This window comes from Methanobrevibacter sp. (genome assembly GCF_051877095.1).
In the GTDB taxonomy this organism is placed as follows: domain Archaea; phylum Methanobacteriota; class Methanobacteria; order Methanobacteriales; family Methanobacteriaceae; genus Methanocatella.
Map to the genome: position 1 here is coordinate 75,038 of NZ_JBJEIO010000013.1, position 19,288 is coordinate 94,325.

24 protein-coding genes are annotated in these 19,288 nt (G+C 30.6%); 7 read left to right on the forward strand and 17 right to left on the reverse strand.

Annotated elements, in window-relative coordinates:
* Positions 1-8 precede the first annotated feature (8 nt).
* The 14 genes from ACI389_RS07980 to ACI389_RS08045 form a co-directional block, all read right to left on the reverse strand.
* The gene (locus ACI389_RS07980) at positions 9-704 is read right to left on the reverse strand and encodes an EhaG family protein (RefSeq protein ID WP_439781003.1); all 696 of its coding nucleotides are present in this window, start codon (positions 702-704) and stop codon (positions 9-11) included.
* Complete coding sequence (locus ACI389_RS07985; protein WP_439781004.1) at positions 704-1,297, reverse strand: EhaF family protein; 594 nt, start codon at positions 1,295-1,297, stop codon at positions 704-706. Before ACI389_RS07985 ends, ACI389_RS07980 begins: the two co-directional genes overlap by 1 nt.
* Complete coding sequence (locus ACI389_RS07990; protein WP_294005506.1) at positions 1,294-1,554, reverse strand: DUF2107 family protein; 261 nt, start codon at positions 1,552-1,554, stop codon at positions 1,294-1,296. The genes ACI389_RS07985 and ACI389_RS07990 overlap by 4 nt, the downstream gene beginning before the upstream one ends.
* The gene (locus tag ACI389_RS07995) at positions 1,547-1,816 is read right to left on the reverse strand and encodes a DUF2108 domain-containing protein (protein WP_439781005.1); all 270 of its coding nucleotides are present in this window, start codon (positions 1,814-1,816) and stop codon (positions 1,547-1,549) included. The genes ACI389_RS07990 and ACI389_RS07995 overlap by 8 nt, the downstream gene beginning before the upstream one ends.
* Positions 1,817-1,822: 6 nt before the next feature.
* Entirely contained in the window at positions 1,823-2,071 is a 249-nt protein-coding gene (locus ACI389_RS08000) for a DUF2109 domain-containing protein (RefSeq protein WP_432644960.1), read from the reverse strand.
* A gap of 5 nt (positions 2,072-2,076) precedes the next feature.
* Positions 2,077-2,574, reverse strand: coding sequence for a hypothetical protein (locus tag ACI389_RS08005; RefSeq protein ID WP_439781006.1), 498 nt, complete (start codon positions 2,572-2,574; stop codon positions 2,077-2,079).
* On the reverse strand, positions 2,567-2,956 hold the full coding sequence (ehaA, locus tag ACI389_RS08010) for an energy-converting NiFe hydrogenase A subunit EhaA (protein WP_439781007.1): 390 nt from the start codon (positions 2,954-2,956) through the stop codon (positions 2,567-2,569). Before ehaA ends, ACI389_RS08005 begins: the two co-directional genes overlap by 8 nt.
* Positions 2,957-3,086: 130 nt before the next feature.
* Complete coding sequence (gatE, locus tag ACI389_RS08015; RefSeq protein ID WP_439781008.1) at positions 3,087-4,952, reverse strand: Glu-tRNA(Gln) amidotransferase subunit GatE; 1,866 nt, start codon at positions 4,950-4,952, stop codon at positions 3,087-3,089.
* A 10-nt stretch (positions 4,953-4,962) separates the two neighbouring features.
* Entirely contained in the window at positions 4,963-6,273 is a 1,311-nt protein-coding gene (gene gatD, locus ACI389_RS08020; RefSeq protein ID WP_439781009.1) for a Glu-tRNA(Gln) amidotransferase subunit GatD, read from the reverse strand.
* A 9-nt stretch (positions 6,274-6,282) separates the two neighbouring features.
* Entirely contained in the window at positions 6,283-7,728 is a 1,446-nt protein-coding gene (locus ACI389_RS08025; RefSeq protein ID WP_439781010.1) for a 2-oxoacid:acceptor oxidoreductase family protein, read from the reverse strand.
* A gap of 12 nt (positions 7,729-7,740) precedes the next feature.
* Positions 7,741-8,856, reverse strand: a complete 1,116-nt coding sequence (locus ACI389_RS08030) for a 3-methyl-2-oxobutanoate dehydrogenase subunit VorB (protein WP_439781011.1) — start codon at positions 8,854-8,856, stop codon at positions 7,741-7,743.
* Positions 8,857-9,144 carry a 4Fe-4S dicluster domain-containing protein gene (locus ACI389_RS08035; protein ID WP_439781012.1) on the reverse strand — a complete coding sequence of 96 codons (288 nt, stop codon included), beginning with the start codon at positions 9,142-9,144 and terminating at the stop codon, positions 8,857-8,859.
* Between the two features lie 8 nt (positions 9,145-9,152).
* Positions 9,153-10,826, reverse strand: a complete 1,674-nt coding sequence (locus ACI389_RS08040; RefSeq protein WP_439781013.1) for an AMP-binding protein — start codon at positions 10,824-10,826, stop codon at positions 9,153-9,155.
* Between the two features lie 19 nt (positions 10,827-10,845).
* Complete coding sequence (locus tag ACI389_RS08045) at positions 10,846-11,406, reverse strand: helix-turn-helix domain-containing protein (protein WP_439781014.1); 561 nt, start codon at positions 11,404-11,406, stop codon at positions 10,846-10,848.
* 227 nt (positions 11,407-11,633) lie between these two features.
* Between ACI389_RS08045 and ACI389_RS08050 the strand changes: the two genes are divergently transcribed.
* Entirely contained in the window at positions 11,634-12,005 is a 372-nt protein-coding gene (locus ACI389_RS08050; RefSeq protein WP_439781015.1) for a hypothetical protein, read from the forward strand.
* Between the two features lie 113 nt (positions 12,006-12,118).
* Positions 12,119-13,033: an NAD(P)/FAD-dependent oxidoreductase gene (locus ACI389_RS08055; RefSeq protein WP_439781016.1), complete on the forward strand. Its 915-nt coding sequence runs from the start codon at positions 12,119-12,121 to the stop codon at positions 13,031-13,033.
* Here the strand turns inward: ACI389_RS08055 and ACI389_RS08060 are convergent.
* Positions 13,030-13,176 carry a hypothetical protein gene (locus ACI389_RS08060; protein ID WP_439781017.1) on the reverse strand — a complete coding sequence of 49 codons (147 nt, stop codon included), beginning with the start codon at positions 13,174-13,176 and terminating at the stop codon, positions 13,030-13,032. The two genes, ACI389_RS08055 and ACI389_RS08060, sit on opposite strands and share 4 nt — an antisense overlap.
* A gap of 99 nt (positions 13,177-13,275) precedes the next feature.
* On the opposite strand from ACI389_RS08060, the gene ACI389_RS08065 reads away from it, so the two are divergent.
* Genes ACI389_RS08065 through ACI389_RS08085 form a run of 5 tightly spaced genes read left to right on the forward strand, consistent with a single transcriptional unit; the run spans position 13,276 to position 17,215 of the window.
* Positions 13,276-13,848: a GMP synthase subunit A gene (locus ACI389_RS08065; RefSeq protein WP_439781018.1), complete on the forward strand. Its 573-nt coding sequence runs from the start codon at positions 13,276-13,278 to the stop codon at positions 13,846-13,848.
* Entirely contained in the window at positions 13,841-14,104 is a 264-nt protein-coding gene (locus ACI389_RS08070; RefSeq protein ID WP_439781019.1) for a hypothetical protein, read from the forward strand. Before ACI389_RS08065 ends, ACI389_RS08070 begins: the two co-directional genes overlap by 8 nt.
* Entirely contained in the window at positions 14,104-15,030 is a 927-nt protein-coding gene (guaA, locus tag ACI389_RS08075) for a glutamine-hydrolyzing GMP synthase (protein WP_439781020.1), read from the forward strand. The genes ACI389_RS08070 and guaA overlap by 1 nt, the downstream gene beginning before the upstream one ends.
* Before the next feature lie 56 nt (positions 15,031-15,086).
* Positions 15,087-16,259, forward strand: a complete 1,173-nt coding sequence (locus ACI389_RS08080) for an Nre family DNA repair protein (RefSeq protein ID WP_439781021.1) — start codon at positions 15,087-15,089, stop codon at positions 16,257-16,259.
* Positions 16,260-16,261: 2 nt separating this feature from the next.
* Complete coding sequence (locus tag ACI389_RS08085) at positions 16,262-17,215, forward strand: DegT/DnrJ/EryC1/StrS family aminotransferase (RefSeq protein WP_439781022.1); 954 nt, start codon at positions 16,262-16,264, stop codon at positions 17,213-17,215.
* Here the strand turns inward: ACI389_RS08085 and cgi121 are convergent.
* Positions 17,199-17,684 carry a KEOPS complex subunit Cgi121 gene (gene cgi121 / locus ACI389_RS08090; protein WP_439781023.1) on the reverse strand — a complete coding sequence of 162 codons (486 nt, stop codon included), beginning with the start codon at positions 17,682-17,684 and terminating at the stop codon, positions 17,199-17,201. The genes ACI389_RS08085 and cgi121 overlap by 17 nt on opposite strands.
* A gap of 14 nt (positions 17,685-17,698) precedes the next feature.
* Positions 17,699-19,168: a (R)-citramalate synthase gene (locus tag ACI389_RS08095; protein WP_439781024.1), complete on the reverse strand. Its 1,470-nt coding sequence runs from the start codon at positions 19,166-19,168 to the stop codon at positions 17,699-17,701.
* Between the last annotated feature and the right edge of the window lie 120 nt (positions 19,169-19,288).

The following is a 19,288-nucleotide window of genomic DNA, read 5'->3' on the forward strand; positions in this document are numbered from 1 at the left end:
CTCATCACTTACTCCTTATCTATGTCCTCTCTCATAAGTAGTCCAATTAAACCAACTTTTGAAGCTACTTTTAGTAATAATCCACATGCTGCCAAGAATAAACTCAATAACCAATATTGAGGAGTTACAAAGAATAATAAAAATCCAATTATCCATAAACACCATGCAATACCTGATACTCCAGCTATGCCATCTACCATAAGTACTGGAAGTCCTCTTGCTTTTTTAGATAATGCATATAATACAATTCCCCCACCAGCTACTGCACCTCCAGTAAAACCAGTTAAGAATATACCATATGCAATTAATACCAATGCAATAAAATTAGGAGCAGTGTTTAAAATCTCCATATTTAATGCAAATGGCTGTGAGAATAGAGAACTAGATTTATTTAAGTTTCTTCTCGGATTATTCTCAATAATACGCATTTCTCTTGTAATTAAAATTTCTGAAATAGCTAATGTTTCTGCAAGTTCTACTACTAAACCTGGTAAGATTAATGCTTCCGCTAAATCTGTTCCAACAGCAGATACAACAAAAATCATAGCAAGACCTATAATATCTGTTAAGATAAGAATATGAATCTCTTCTCTTTTTAATGCTATTGCCATTGATCCAATAAATCCAATAATTAACCCTGCATAAATTGCTGGCAAATACATACTTAAAAATTCAGCGGGAACAAAAGTTGGTAAAACAACCATTAATTATCCCTCCTTAATTGTCTTGCTCTCGCTTTAACATCATTAACATTAACTTCATTAGCTACTTTTGTTGAATCTTCAATAGCTTTTTTAACATCCTTTTTAATTTCAGATTCATCATTTTTTCTATTCATTGTATAATTAATAGACAACCATGAAGCAATGATGAAAGACATCATTAAAATTGAAGATTCTAAGATAGTATCAAATCCTCTTGTGTAGTACAATATTTCATCTATAAGTCCACCAGGAGATGAATAAATTGATGTTCCAAAATATGGGGAAATTGAAGATATCCACTGAGATATTGGAGACATATAACCAGTTATCATTCCTAATTGAGCAGAATTATCTGGATACTGAGGATTAATCTGTCCTGGCTGAGTTAAAACTTCACCACCTCTATCATAAGGTGCAATAGCCATACCATCATCAACTTGTTCCTGTGGAGCAGGTCTAACATATAATTGATCTGGATTTAAAGCCAATGGAACAATAAGACCTAAAATTAAAATTACCCCTAAACAAAATGCAAATAAACGAGGAATATTTTTAGGATTAGCAAGTTTATTCCATAAAACTCCTATTCTCATACATCTGCCCCCATTTCTTCTAAACGAATAATAGCTCTAAATAAAATTAAACTAATAATAACAGTAGTTGCAAGCAAGGTTAATAATGCTAGAACATGATTATAACATAATAACACTAAACATACACCAATTGATGCTACTTCAGTATTAAATGTCCTTATAATTGGATCATTAACACCAGGACCCCATGCAGTAGCAATACTTCCAACAATTGCAAGGAAAATTCCAAAGTAAAAGAATAATGGAACACTAATCATCTGCATCACCATTTATAAGTTTCTTTTTTCTAATCTCATTTATTTTAACAATAGCTAAAATGAATACTAAAGTGGATAATGGATCTGCTAATGCTGCAAACATCGCAACATCCAAATATTTGAATAAAACAATTACTAATACAAATCCTGCATCAAGTACTGAAAACATTATGACTTTGTCTAATGGTTTTTTCATGAATATAATACCAAATGCACCAATGAGCATTAAAGCAATTGCAATAATTGATACTAAAAACTCCATTTTATCTTACTCCAAAAGTATTTCATCATCTAACCTTTTCAAGGTATAAGCAATCGCATTAGCACTAATTGTAGAACATATGAAGAATGCTGCAGCAACAACTAAGGCGAATGGAGTATTAATTACTAAAGCTATAATAGCTGATACTCCAAATCCAATTACATTCACGTACAATAGCCTTTCTGCTCTATTTCTTGTTATTAAAGCCCTTAATGCTACAAATATGACTATTACACCAATAATTTCTACATACATACAAATCACTCTCTAGCATACCTATTGAATTTTTCTGCAATTTTACCTAAAAGTATAGAAGCTTTGGTTTGACTTATGCCCATAATAGTTAAAATTGCAATAATCATCCCAACAATAAACATTTCAGGAGTCATTCCTAAAAAGGAACATATAAAAATAATACAAGTTGCTGTTAAACTTCCACAAGTTCCTGCATACCCTGGATCTGCACATAATCTATTTCCGATAAATACTAAAAATGCAGCAATTATTCCTCCAGGAATTCCTAAAACTAAATATCCAATAGAAGCTAATAATGTACCAGCAGATGCATCTGGAGAACATAAAATATTTCCTTGGAAAAATCCACCAGAGATGTCTCCCCCTCTTTTTTCAACATCTTGACCAATTATCCTAGCTCCTTTAACACCCGGTTGCTCGGGAAGCCCGAAATATGTATCCACAATAACAAAATTCAACCAACAAAGAATTGTAGCAATTATTATTCCAATTACCTCATTCATTAATCTCATCCCCCTCATCTCCATTTAGAGGCTTTGGAAATACAAAATAAAATAAATATTTCACAAATAATGCAGATAAAATACCAATTATAATAGCTAAAACCAAACCATTATACATAAAAGTATAATTCAAAACTAAAAATATTGAAAAAATACCAGCAGCAATAATTGGAGTTGGGTATATCGCACTAACATCAAAAGAATACCTATATGGTTTGCTTGGTAATAATGGAATTTTTAAAGCAAAAGCAACAATTATTGATACAATAATAGTTACAATATAAGCTAAAATAATATCCTTTGGACTAATCGCTATATTAGCAAATCCAAACTCATTACCATTATAAGCAAAAAATAGGACACTATCTACCAAATTAAACATATTATTAAGACTCCTCTTATTTAATAAATATACTTATAAAAATATATAAATATTATTACTTGAAAAAATACATATTTTTAGGATAACCTAAGAATTTTAAAAAAAAGAAAAAAAATTTAGAAAATATATTCTAAATTAATTTTTGAATTTCCTCACGCACGGTTTTGTTAACCATACCACCATCAGCTTTTCCTTTAAGTTGTTTCATACACATTCCCATTAAAGGACCCATAGCACCCATTTGACGTTCTTTTACCATTCCTTCATTTTTAGCTATAATTTCACAAATGATTTTTCTAACATATTCTTCGCTAAGCATGGTTAAATTACTTTTTTCTGCAATTTCATCAACATCACTTTCAGGTGATTTAATTGTTTCAATTGTAAGTTTACATACACTATCTTTGGCAATCTTACCTTCACTTAATAATGTAAATATTCCTTTGAAATGATTAATATTTAAAACATTAATGTCATACCCTTCTCTTTTGATTTCACGTAAATCATATGCAAGAAGTGATGCTACTGGTGTTGCATCCACATTAACCTCAGCAATAATAGCTTCAAACATGTCTGCTTCTTGTCTTTTAACAAGTTGTGTAGCTAAATCTTCACTTAAGTCATACTCTTCGATGATTCTTGCTTGTTTAACATCAGGTAATTCCGGTAAATTATTTGCAATAGGTTCAATTCTTTCAGAAGTAATTTTAAATAATGGAATATCAGTTTCAAGATACATTCTGTTTGCAGTTGGAAGTGGTCTCATATATTCAGTATTTCCATCTTCTAATGCTTTACGGGTTTCTTCAACTACGCCCTCTAAAGCTAAATTAGCTCTCCTTTTCACTTCTTCAAGTGCAGATATTGCAATATCTTCATCATGAGCTACAATAATAAATGCATCATCTTCACCAATATTTAAATAATCAATTACTCTGTCTACTTCCTCTTTAGTAATTCCATAAGCAGGCAATTCATCAGAATGGAAAATACCAGATACTCCACGTTTTTTAGCATAACTTGCAATTTCAGTACCTAATCTTCTTCCTGGCTGTACTTCACGACCAATAATTCCATCATAACCTTTAAGTACTACTGCTTTAATGGTTTCAGCTGATTTTAATATTTTAGATTCAGTATCTTTAAACAATTCATCTAAATCATGAATTTCATCCAATACTTCAGCATTTCTAGTAGCAAGTTCCTTTTTAATTTCAATTAAAACTAATTGTCTTTGGATTTCACGGTTTACAATTTCAACCATTAAATCTAAATCTTGCACACCTTTAATCTCTACACGTGCACCTTCAGCAATAGAAATGTTTAAATCTTGTCTGATTGTTCCAAGACCTCTTTTAACATTAGTACTTCTTAAGATTTGACCAAGCATGTATGCTACTTCACGTACTTGATCAGGATGATGCATTGAAGGATCAGTAGTTACTTCTGCAAGAGGTATTCCAAGCCTATCTAATCTAAATTCAGTAAATCCCTCTTTTGTTTCAATTCTTCTTGCAGCATCCTCTTCAAGACCAAGACTTTCAATTACAACTTTACCATATGGTGTTTCTAAATATCCATCAGTTGCAACCATACCAGTTCTTTGAAAACCTCCAGTATTACTTCCATCAATAACTTGTTTTCTCATTGTATGAAATTCGTCAACAATATGCATATTCATCAAACAAGCAATTGTAATACAAATATCAAGTGCTTCTTCATTTAAGCTATGAGGTGGTTCGTCATCATTTTCAACAAGACAAGTATGTTCTGCGAAATTTTCATACTTAAAATTTAATCCTCTTAAAGATTCTTGAAGTGCAGCCCTGTCGATTTCTCCAAGTTCTGATTGTGTTGGTCTTAATTTCCTTTGAACTATTTCATCAAAATCATCATCAACAAGTTCTGTTTTACAAGGACAGAATAATTTATGCTCACTGTTTAATTGTTGGTGAATCTCAAGTCCCATTTTTAATCCTAATTTTTCGTAATCCATACTAATCACCCTAATTTAAGAAATCTTTAATAGAAGATTTTTCACTAAATTCACCTGCAATATTTTCATGCATAATCTCTTTTACTTCATCATAACTGTCACTTTGACCTAATGCCCAACATAATTTAACATAAGTAGTTTCAGGAGTCATATCAATTCCAGAAATTACTCCTGCATCAATAATATTACGTCCAGTTGAGTATACATTCATGTTTACTCTACCATATAAACATTGTGAGGTCATGATGACAGGGATATTTTCATCTCTTGCTCTTTTAAATGAATCAATTAAATTATTAGGAACATGTCCAAGACCAGTTCCTTCAATAACAAGACCTTTATATCCTTTATCAATGTGATATTCAATGTAATCAGAGGAAATTCCAGGAAAACTCTTAATAAATCCCACTTTATCCTCAATATTAATGTTTAATTCCAATTCATTAGTGCCACGTTTAGTATATGAATAATCTGGATTAATATCTACTTTTTTATTTTCAATTTTTGCTATTGGCTGTGCATTAATACTTCTGAATGTATCTCTTCTTGAAGTATGCATTTTTCTAACTTTAGTTCCCTTGTGTAAGTAAGTATATTCATCATTTAAGCTTCCATGCATACATACACATACTTCCGCAATATCTGATTTTGCAGCAACAACAGAATCAATTAAATTAATATTAGCATCACTTGAAGGTCTATCAGAACTTCTTTGTGCACCAGTTAAAACAATTGGTACTGGAGTTTTTAACATGAAACTTAATGCTGCCGCAGTATAATGCATTGTATCAGTACCATGAGCTATTACAACACCATCACTTCCATCTGAAATATCATCTGCTATTTCAGAAGCTGCCTTTACCCAGTATTCAGGTTTCATATCTTCACTTAAAATATTATATAATGCTTTAACATTATAGTTAGCATAATCTAATAATTCCGGATTAGCTTTTACAAGGTCTGAAGCTGTAAATGCTGGATGTACAGCTCCAGTTTTATAATCAATAACAGATGATACTGTACCACCAGTTGAAACAATAGATATATTTTGCTTATTTGGATCTGTTGGAATTTCACTTTTTCCAAATCCAATTTTCGGTTTTTCGCCTTTTTTAATTAACTCCGCAGTGGTATTTTCAATAGCTACTCCAATATTATATCCACTAGATAATTTTAAAACTAAATATCCATCATCAGCATCCTCTGGTCTGTCAAGTAATATACCAGTATAGGTTATGTCTTCCTTATTAACTTTGATTTCATCCCCTATACTTAAACCATAGGTTTCAATAAATTTCTTGGCATTTTCTTTATAAGTCATTAAATCACACTATAAATTGTTTTTTAACCATTCTGCTCCAGCTCTTAAAACATCAATATTCACATCAATCACTTTTGGTTTTGATGCGAACATGTCACGAATAGCATTTTCATAAGATTCTACTTTTAAAGAATCAGTTAATTCAGTTAATGCTCCAAGTAATGCAGTATTCGCAGTTCTTGCATTACCATGTTCTTCTGCAATATCCATACAAGGCATAGCAATTACATTAACATCTCTGTCAGTTTCAAATTCTCCAATTTTAGAATCATAGAGAATAGTTCCTCCAGTTTTTACATCTTGTGAGAATTGTTCTAATGAAGGTTTATTCAAAGCAATGAGAATATCGATTTCGTCAACTACTGGAGTACCAATAGTTTCATTGGAAATTACAACTGAACAATTGGATTTTCCTCCTCTTTGTTCTGGTCCATAACTAGGATACCATGAAACATGTTTTCCTTCATCACAAGCAGCATGTGCAATAGTAAGTCCAGCACTTAACACTCCTTGACCTCCAAATCCAGATACTTTAATACTGGTTGGAGTAATGCTTGAATCATCAACATAACCTGAGTTTCCATCTCTGTTTACATTAAATATTTTATCTAATGCTTCAACAGAAAAGTCACTAACTGGTCTTTCAACAGGTTCTTTTCTGTATAAATCATTTCTGAAGTTTTTAACAGGAAATTCTTTTTCCATTTGTTCTTCAATAAATTTTTGAGCTCCTTTTACATCTTGTTTTAAGTTAGTAGGACAAGGAGATAAAATTTCGACAAAAGCATATCCTTTTCCTTCTTTTTGAACTGTTAAAGCCTGTTTAATAGCAAATTTCGCAAGTCTGATTTTTAAAGGGTTTGCAAGAGATACTCTTTCAATGAATACTGGAGCTTTTAAAGTGTTGATTAACTCACACATATGAGTAGGGTGTCCAGCGTAATTTGGATCTCTTCCAGTTTGACAAGTTACAGTTTTTTCTCCAATTAAAGTAGTTGGAGCCATTTGTCCACCAGTCATTCCATACACAGTATTGTTTACAAAAAATACTACAATTTTTTCTCCTCTGTTAGCTGCTTGTAATGTTTCATTTAAACCTATGGATGCAAGGTCTCCATCTCCTTGATAACTCATAACAATTGCATCATCTTCCGCTCTTGAAATACCGGTAGCTACTGCAGGTGCTCTTCCATGAGCAGTTTGAAAGTTTCCACAGTTAAAGTAGAAGTATGCATATACAGAACAACCTACAGGTGAAATTAAAACACACCTCTCTTGGATTCCAAGTTCATCCATACATTCTGCAATTAATTTATGTATAATTCCATGTCCACAACCAGCACAATAGTGAGTTGATTGAATATTACTTCCTTTTCTAGGATATTCTTCTAAAAGGGATTGTGGATTTCTACGTACTTTTAATTCATAATCTTTACTAATTTCTTTATCACTCATTTTTCCACATCCTCAGTCAATAATATTTGGGCTAGCTTTTTCTTCACTTCTTTTAGATAAATCTAAGTCATGATCTTCAAAACCAACAATTTCATAAATTTTAGCGAGAATTTGTTTTAATTCAATTAAATTTCCACCCATTCTGTTTACAAGGTGAGTTCCTTCTTTTCTAAGTGCTGCAAATTGTACATCAGCAAGTAATTGGCCATTACTCATTTCAACAGAAATAAATTCAACGCCTTTATCAGCTAATTGCTTAATTCTTTCAGTTGGGAATGGTGATAATGTGATAGGTCTTAAAAGTCCAACTTTTATACCCTTTTCACGACTTTTATCAACAGCAGATCTCGCGATTCTACTACTAATACCATATGATACTAAAACAATATCTGCATCTTCAACTTGATATTCATCAACAATAACTTCTTCAGCATCAATTTTTGCATATTTTTCTTGAAGTTTGTAGTTGAAATCTTCTAATTCATCAAAATCATTGAAAATAGAAGTAATAAGATTACCCATAGTTTCTTTGTTACCTCTAACTGCCCATGATTCATCAATTTTAGGTTCAGTTGCTTCAGTTGGAAATTCTAATGGTTCTGCCATTTGACCTAAAGTACCATCTGCTAAAACAACAACAGGGTTTCTCCATTTGTCTGCAAGTTCAAATGCTTTCATGGTCAAATCACACATTTCTTGAACACTGTTTGGAGCTAAAACTATGTTTTTATAGTTCCCATGTCCTCCTCCTTTAACAATTTGGTTATAATCACCTTGTTCCGGTCCGATGTTTCCAAGCCCAGGCCCTGCTCTCATAATATCAACTATAACTGCAGGTAATTCAGAACCAGCAAGGTAAGTGAATCCTTCTTGCATTAAACTAATACCTGGTCCAGATGAAGCAGTCATGACTCTGTGTCCAGTTCCTGATGCACCATAAACCATGTTAATGGATGCTTCTTCACTTTCTGCTTGAACAAAGTTTCTTCCAACCATTGGGAAATATTTTGATGCTTCGTGTAAAATTTCACTTGCAGGTGTAATTGGGTATCCAAAGAAACAATCACAACCAGCATACATTGCACCAACAATAACTGCAGTGTTTCCTTTTACCATTTGATTGCTCATTTAATTTCCTCCTTTGCTAGCTACTTTAGCTTTAATCATTTTTGCAATTGAATCATTAGCAATATTTTTTATTTGATGTACTTCTAACCCTAATGGTTCAGGACATGTAAAATAACAGTCTTTACATCCAGTACATCCATTTCCACTATAATAAGCAAATTGATATCCTGCATTATTCATGTCTTCACTAAGTAATATTGCATTTTGAGGACATCCGACTATACACCTCATACAGCCTTTGCAAATTTCTTTATTAATAACTGGGTAAGATATTTCTTCTTCAATCATTATATCATCTAATTAAATTTTTTCTGGTCATTTTCTCTGATTTCAACCCTTCTAGTTTTCCCACTTATAGTTTCCGGAATTTCATCCACATATTCAATCATTCTAGGATATTTATATGGGGCTGTAACATTTTTCACATGATTTTGAATGTCTTTTGTAAGTTTATCTGATGGTTCCCATCCAGATTGTAAAACGATAGTTGCTTTAACAATTTGACCTCTTACTTCATCAGGATAAGCAGTTATCGCACAGTGTAATACTGCTTCATGAGATAAAACTGCACTTTCTACTTCAAATGGTCCAATACGATAACCTGAAGATTTAATAATATCATCATTTCTTCCAACAAAGTGCACATATCCTTCTTCATCCACCCATGCAGTATCTCCACAGTAATAGAAACCATCATGACATTGTTGAGCCTGTTTTACAGGATCTTTATAATATTCTTTAAACAATCCAGGTGTTGGTCCCTTAGATATATCAAAACATAATTCTCCTTTTTCACCAATATCCACTTCATTGTTGTTTTCATCTAATAATTTTAAATTGTAAAGAGGGGAAGGTTTACCTAAGCATCCAACTTTTGCATCTAACCAAATAAATGTTGCAATTGAAAGAGTTGTTTCAGTTTGCCCGAATCCTTCTTTAATTCTTAAACCTGAAACATCATAGAATCTTTCGGATACTTCTGGAGGAAGTGGCTCTCCTGCAGTTGTTACATAATTTAAATTAGAAAAATCATATCCTTCTATATTTTCTTTAATTAAGAACCTGTAAATAGTTGGAGGTGCACAAAAAGTATTCACTTTATTTTCAATGATTTTTTCAAGTAACTTGATTCCATTAAACCTTACATAATCATAAATGAATACAGAAGTTCCTGAAATCCATTGTCCATAAATATTTCCCCATACTGCTTTTCCCCATCCAGTATCAGCTGCAGTATGGTGAATTCCATCTTCCACAACATTCTGCCAATATTTAGCAGTTGGAATGTGTCCTAAACAGTAAGTATGGGCATGTGAAACCATTTTAGGGTTTCCACTAGTTCCAGATGTAAAGTAAATTAAGAATGTTTCATTAGCCATCGGGTTTTCATCCCCAGTTGGTCTTTCATAAATAGGACTTTCTTTTTCAATTGCTTCATTGAAATTAATCCATCCATCTCTATCTGTTTCAATTACAAGCTTTTGTAAATCCCAATCTAATTCTTTTTCTGCTTCTTCAAAATCAGGAAGTAATGAATCTTCTTCAACACTAATAATTGCTTTTACTTCTGCTTGTTTTAATCTGAAAGTAATATCATGAAGTTTTAACATATGAGTTGCAGGAATAACTATTGCACCAAGTTTGTGTAATGCAACCATACAGAACCACCATTCATATCTGTTTTTTAATGTAAGCATTACTTTGTCACCTTTTTTAATGCCTAATCTTCTTAATAAATTAACAGTTTTGTTTGAATACTCTTTCATTTCCCTAAATGTGAAAGTGTGGTTCTCATTATCGTCATTAGTCCAGATTAATGCAACTTTTTCTGGATCTATTTCAGCATACTTATCTACTACATCAAATCCAAAGTTAAAATCTGGTTCATAGGTAAGTTTGAAATTTTTCATAAAATCTTCATAAGAGTTAAAATCAACTCTTTCTACGAAATTTCCTATTAAAGAGGTCATCTATATCATCTCAATTAATTTAAATAATTACTGCTAAAAATTTAGCTGGTTTATCATTAAGTGCTACCATAGCATGTTTGTGAGCGGAGTCAAAGAATATTGAGTCTCCCTCATTAAGTATTATTTCATTATTGTGGATGTATATTTTTAAACTACCTTCAAGGACATAGTTAAATTCTTGTCCAGGGTGTGAATTAAGTGAAGGAACAGGATTTTTTTTAGGATCCACAACAACAAGGAATGTTTCAGCTTTCTTATGAATAAATTTTGAACATAAATTTTCATGAAGATATTCTTTTCGTCTATCTACTGAAACACCTTTATCTGCACGAGTCACATCAAATATGCTCATTCTACTTTCTTCACCAGTTAATAATAATCCTAAATCAACTTTAAAAATATGTGCAAGTTCATACAAGAAGCTTGCTGGGATGTCTACTTCTCCATTTTCATATTGAATGTAAGTTTCTTCTTTAATGTTTAAGTCAGATGCAATTTCACTAATAGTAATATCTGACAATTCTCTTAATTCTCTAATTCTATTTCCAATATCTTTGTTGTATTCATTCAAAATAAACACCTGTTTTTTTATAATTGATTCTAGTTATCTAATAAAATTATATCATATAACATTAAAAAAATATATGATTATTATTATATAAAGGTTATTCAGAATCGTGATAATTCATTATAAATTCATAAAACAAAATTTTTTTATTTAATTACAGAGCATTATTATTTTAATAAAAGATTTTAAATACTTTAAAAAATAAGTTTAATTTATTAATTTGAAAGGAGATTATCAAAATGTCATCTAATGAGATTGGTACTAAAGTACTTTTCAAGAAACAATTAGGTTTAAATTATGAAATAGACCAAAAATACGTTGGCTTAAAAATGAAGGAGAATAATATTTTATCTTTTAATTTTAGAGTTCCAAAAAATTTAAAAGATGAAGTTGAAGCTTATTTTAAAAAATTTAAATTAGGTGAACCAATTTTGGTTGATATTGGTGGAACTGGTGATATTAAATGTGATTTCAAAGGTATTTCCCCTGTGTTAAAAAATAAAGATGAATTCGACCAATATTTTATTTCAGCTACTCTTCAAGAAGATAAAACCTATGATCCAATAGAAGAAGAGAAATGTGAAACTTGCAGTGGATGTGGATTCCACTAAATCTTATTTTTCCTATTAAATAATTTTTTTCTAAATAATCATATCAATAATTTTTAACACTGAAAAATAATTAAAATTTATATTAAAATAAAAATAATTCTAGAGGTTTTAAAATGAATCAATATGACATTATTATAATTGGAGCAGGTCCAGGAGGATTAACCGCAGGAATTTATGCAGGTCGTCAGGGAACTAAAAATTTGATTTTAGATAGGGATTTAGCCGGTGGACTCGGTCGTGAAGTTCCTGAAATGGAAAATTATCCTGGTTTTGATAAAATTTCAGGACTTGAATTAATTGATAAAATGAAAGAACAGGCCATTAAAAACTGTGATTTACATGAAATGGAAAATGTAGAAGAAATTATACAAACTGATGATGAATACCGATTTAGTGTTAAAACAAACAAGGACATATACTATTCTAAAACAATTATTCTTGCAACTGGAAGTTCACATAGGCACTTGAATGTTAAAGGTGAAGAAGAATTTAAAGGAAAAGGCGTTAGTTATTGTGCAACTTGTGATGGATTTTTCTTTACAAATCGTGACATAGTTATGGTGGGTGGAGGAAACAGTGCACTTCAAGAAGCATTATATCTGAATAATCTTGGGGCTAATGTTACAGTAATACACAGAAGAAATGAATTTAGAGCTCAAAAACATTTACAAGAAATGATTAAAAAAGCAGGTATAAGAACAATACTAAATGCTACAATTGAAGAAATAAAAGGTAACCTGCTTGTTGAATCTGTTTTATTAAAAGATACTGAAACTGGTGAATTAACAAACCTTCCAACTAATGGTGTTTTTATTAGTGTCGGATATATCCCACATACAAACCTTGCACAACAATTAGGAGTCAAATTAGATGAAACTGGACATATAATAATTGATAAATCACAAAAAACTAATATTAACTATGTATATGCAATAGGTGACGTATGCATCGGTTTGAAACAATGGATTGTAGCTTGCGGAGAAGGAGCAGTTGCTGCAACTTCCGCATTTGAAGACATTCAAAATTAATTATAATGTTCTTGTAAGAAGATATAAATAAAGAATGCGATTATTAATACTACAAGTACAGGTAATAACCATAAAAATATTTTAAGTAAAGCTATTGCTATTAATATTGCAACAATAATGAATATTAAATCTTTAAGTTCCATGTAACATTGATTTATTTTATTTAATATATAAACTTTTGATAAACTATAATAAATAAAAAAAACTAAAAATAATATTATTATATTTTAATGGAGTATAATATGACAATTTTAGTAATAAATAACAAAGGTCAATACAATCATAGGATTGCTAGAAGTTTACAATACTTAAAAATTCCAGTTAAATTAGTTTCAAATACTTTATCTATTGAAGAAATTGAAGCTGAAAATCCAATCGGATTAATACTAGGTGGAGGTCCATCAATCGAAGGTGCTGGATTAAGTGAAGAATATATTAAACATTTCAATCTACCTATCTTAGGAATATGTCTCGGCCATCAATTAATTGCTAAAGCCTATGGGGGAGAAGTTACTACTTCAGATACTGAAAGTTATGCTCAAGTTAAAATAGATATTAAGAATGATGAAAACTTATTTAAAGGTCTAGCTCCTGAAATCGATGTTTGGTCATCCCATAAAGATGAAGTAAAAACAATCCCAGAGAAATTCGAAATCTTAGCTAGTTCTAAATTATGCGATGTTGAATCATTTAAACATAAAGATAAAGATGTATATGGAATTCAATTCCACCCTGAAGTACATCACACTCCAAAAGGAGAAGTAATCTTTAATAATTTTTATAAAATTTGTAAAGATAGGTGTAATAATGATTGATAATGCTGATGATTTAAGAGATAAAGCAAATGAATTTAAAACCGGATTAAAAAAACAATCCCTAAATATCCCAATTGGTGATGAAGAATACAATTTTAGAATTTCCGGAATTGGACAAAAATCCGTTAAATTGGAAAAATATGTTAAATTTGATGAAATATTTGAAGCTATTGAATCAGGGAATGATAATGGTCTTGAATCTATGATTAAAGGACTCATTGAAAATTACGAAGAAGAGGAAAATGAGGAATTATAATGTTAAGTCCAAAAGAATTTATTGAAGAATCAATCCAAAAAATTAAAGAACAAATTGGTAATGAAAAAGCAATTATCGCATTATCTGGTGGAGTAGACAGTTCAGTATGTTCAGTTCTTGTCCAAGAAGCAATTGGTGATAATTTAACTGCAGTATTCGTTGACCATGGTCTTTTAAGAGAAGGAGAAGTGGAACAAGTAACTAACACTTTTAAAGACAGATTAAATTTCAAATTTGTTGATGCTTCCGATGAATTTATGGATGCACTTGCAGGCGTTGAAGATCCAGAAGAAAAAAGAAAAATCATTGGAAAAGTATTCATTGATGTATTTGAAAGAGAAGCAATTAAATCAGGTGCTAAATTTTTAGTACAAGGAACTATTGCTCCTGATTGGATTGAAACCAAAGGTGAAATTAAATCTCACCACAATTTAGCTCTTCCAAGCGGAATGGAATTAGAATTATGTGAGCCAATTCGTGATTTATATAAAGATGAAGTAAGGGAAATTGGTGATGAATTAGATTTACCAGCTACTACAGTATACAGACAACCTTTCCCAGGACCTGGTCTTGGTGTACGTGTCGTTGGAGCACTTACAAAAGAAAAGGTTGAAGTATGCAGAAAAGCAAATAAAATTGTTTGTGATGAAATAGAAGCAGCAGGTATTGATAAAGATGTATGGCAATACTTTGCAGTATTAACTGATACCAAAGTTACTGGTGTTAAAGGAGATCAAAGAGACTTCGGACATTTAGTTGTAGTAAGAGTAGTTAATTCCATCGATGCTATGACTGCATCTGTTGCTGAACTTCCTTGGGAAGTTGTTCAAACTATTTCAAAAAGAATTACTTCTGAAATCTCTGAAGTTACCCATGTCGCTTTATCTGTAAGTGATAAACCACCTGCAACCATTGAATTCTGTTAAATACTATTTTAATTAATAGTATTTTTCTTTTTTACTTTTTTTACTGAAGATATAAAATGAAAACCACTAAAAATGCTTATCTTGCCAAATTAACAGAACAGATAAAAATGAAGTCTGTTAAAATTGGAAAAGATTTAGAAGGAACAACCCCTCCATCAGTATTTATTGGAAGCTGGTCTTATCCTAAAGTCTATGCCGGACCAATGATGAGCTCACAAATGGGAGATACATCAATTATGGATGCTCCTGAAGAATGGCTTGTTCAAAATAAAACACAGGATGAAATCATCAACTACCGAATGAATCTTGTACGTGGAAAACAACTAATTAAAATTGATGATTTAGAAAATCCATTTATTGAAAAACTTCAAGATATATCACTTGCATCTAAATCAATTGATAGTGAAGCAAAATTTGGACGACGACCAACTGGATCTATGCTTACAGAAGATAGTATGCCTCATGGTCCAAGCGCAGTTATTGAAAAATTTGACATTGATGCTGTTAAATGGGATAGACAACTTGAAAAAACTTTTTATGACACTGATTTAAAATCAAGTGAAGCAATTGTTAACCTTCACAATAAAGAAGTTCCATTTACAGCTATGCAAAAAGCATTTTCAGTTGGAGCAATTGGAACTAAAAATAAAAGAAAACTTGTTCCAACACGTTGGTCAATTACAGCATGCGATTCAACACTTGCAGATGAATTTTTAAAAGAAGTTAGAAAATTTGAATTATTAGATACCTATAGAGTTTTTGAATTTGGTGCACTAAATAACTATTATGTGATTATTTTAACCCCAACAGAATGGCAATATGAATGGTATGAAGCATTTATTAAAATAATGAAAAATGAAGAGTTAATATTTTCAGATTATGAGAATAATAGTGGTAAAAAAGAATATTCAATTGTTGGTGGATGTTATTATACTGCAAAAATGGCAGTTCTAGATTATTTAATACAAATCAAAAGACAATCAGGTATTTTAATTTTAAGAGAAGCATATGATGGATATGTCCCATTAGGTGTTTTCAATGTAAGGGAAAACATTAAAGAAGCAATGAAAAATCCATACACAGAATTTGAAACACTAGAAGCATGCTTAGAATATGCAGGTACAAAACTCAAAATACCTATTAACAAATATGTAAAACAAGGAACTCTCATGAATGAAATGCTTCACTCTAAGCAAACTACACTAGATATGTACTTTAAAAGTGGATAATTATGTTTAAATTTAAAACCCCCTCCAAAAAAACAAAAAAAATAATGTCTGAAGTTGCATTAGGCAATAACAATACAAACTTTGAAGAAAGTTGCTGTGAAAAAATAAGAAAATTAACTGAAAAAGAAGAAGTTAAAATAACTTCTAGTGGGAATAATAGTATTTTTATTGCACTTGCAGCTATTAAAGGAGATATTATTGTTCCAGATCAAGGAGGATGGCACGGATTTAAACAAATTGCAAAATTCTTAAATAAGAATATTATAACATTAAAAACAGATTTAGGTCTTATTAATCCTAATTATATGGATGACTTAAATATTAAAGAAGGTTCTGCATTAATTTACACTAGTTTTGCAGGATACTGTGCAGAACAAGATACAAAAAATATTACAAAATATTGTAAAAACAATGATATTATAACAATTGAAGATTCATCTGCCGGAATTGGCGATAAAGAAAACAAACTTGGAAAATATTCAGATATTATTCTTGCATCAACAGGATCACCTAAAATAATCAATGTTGGTCAAGGTGGATTTATTGCAACAAATAACAAGGAAATTTTCAAAAATACAACAATGCCAGAAAAATTAAGCAAAACTTCCGAAATTGTGTGTAGTGGTATAGATAGTGAACTTGAAAATATTGAAGAAAAATTAGAACTCACATTAAATGCAACAAACTATCTAAAAAAACATATTCACAATACATTACATTCAAATAAAAGAGGTATTAATGTAATTATACCTCATAATGATGCAAAGTCAATAAGTTGGAATTTGAAAAAAACATTAAAAACCGATAAAAGTGGATTTATTACAACTTGTCCTAATTATAATCGTGTAAAACAAAAAGCAATTGCAATTGAAGTTAAAAATCTCAATTACAAATGCCTTAAAAAAGAATATTTAGATAAAATAATAAATGAAATAAAAATTAATAATTTACAGTAAGTTTTGTAATTCTATCAATAATTATATCCTCAAGAGACATATTTTTCATCTCTTCATCACTAATATCATAAATTTTTATTAATTTTTCTTCATCAGGAATAAAAACATCATCATCTAATGAAAAAATTTCAGACAATTTAGAAGTTTGATTTTTACTATTAATCAAAATAGCACATAAATTCATGTTCCCCTCTTTTAAACCTAATAATTTAAATGCTTTTGAAATTTGTCTTTGTGCAGAACATCTAAGAACAATCTCAACACTTAAATCTTTAGCTAAATTTTCATCTCTATCAAAAGCAAGAATTGCTTGATTAACACCATGAATTACATGATTCTTTGAAACAATAGAATCTGCATTTAACAGCTGAATTATTTCACCATCTTCTTTAATACTATCAATTAAATTAAGTGTTTCTTCAATAGAATTAATAGTACCTTTTAAACCTAAAATTTGAATATTGTCCATGTACATATAAACACCTAATCACGTAATAGTCTATTAATTCCCGCAATATATGCTTTCACACTAGCATTAACAATATCCAACTCAGTACCCCGAGCAGATACGACTTTATCACCTTTTTGTAATTTAATAATTACATCAATGAATGCATCAGTACCCCCTGCAATAGCATCTACGTGATATTCAATTAACTCAACATCACTAAATGCATCAACCGTTTTAACAGCATTAATTGCAGCATCAACAGAACCTAAACCTACACCTGCATTAAGAATCTCTTCATTATCAACAGTTATTTTAACAGATGCAGTTGGCATGACATTATTTCCAGAAACAATAGTTAATTCATTAAGTTTAATTCTATCTTCATGGTTTATTTCTAAAACATTATCAGCTATTGCCTGTAAATCAACATCAGTTACAGTTTTACCTTTATCTGCTAAATCTTTAATATCAGTGAAAATTTGTTGAAGTTGATTTTCATTAACTGTTAAACCAATTTCCTTAAGCCTATTTTCTAAACCATGAGTTCCCATATGCTTACCTATAACAAACTTACGTTTACGACCAACAAGTTCTGGAGTCATAGGTTCATAAGTTGCAGAATTTTTAATAATTCCATCTGAATGTATGCCAGATTCATGAGCAAATGCATTTTCACCAACAATTGCTTTATTAGGCTGGATATAAACACCAGTTAATCTAGCAACCAATTTAGAAATATCGTAGATTTCATGAATATTAATATTTGTTGAAAAATTCTGTAATAATCTATCAATACTAACAACACATTCCTCAAAAGAAGTATTTCCAGCTCTCTCACCAATACCATTAATAGTTGAATGAAATTCTGTTGCACCACCTTTCAATGCAGCTAAAGTATTAGCAACCGCAAGACCAAAATCATTATGACAATGAACAGCAATTGGAACATCAATATCATTTAATTTATTAAATAATTCAAATGAAGAATCTGGTGTTAATACACCTATAGTATCACAAACACAAATTCTATCAGCACCATGATTTATAGCATCTTGATAAACAGACTTTAAAAAATCAAAATCAGATCTTGATGCATCTTCTGCAGATAACTCAACAGTTAAACCATGATCTTTACAATAATCAACAGCATTATTAGATAATTCTATTAACTCATCACGAGTAGTTTTTAATTTATCATGAATATGTAAATCAGAAGTTGGAACAACTAAATTAACACCATCAACATCACATTCTAAACAATAATCAATATCAATAGATAATGGTCTTGAGAAGCTTAATATTTCAGAATTAAAACCCTGTTGCATAATTCCTTTAATAGATTCTCTTTCTCCTGGTGAAGTAATTGTAGAGCCTGCTTCAATATAATCAACACCAATTTCCTCAAGTTTAGTTGCAATTCTTAACTTTTCATTTGGAGTTAAAGAAACACCTGGAGTCTGTTCCCCATCACGTAATGTAGTATCCAATACTTTAATATTCATAAAAAATCACCAAAAATTATGTAATAGATGTATTAGGCTATAAAAATTGTTAAAAAAAAGTAGTAAATAAATGTAATATAAAGAAGGCTTGCAGCGAAATGAAATTCCCATAGAAAAAAC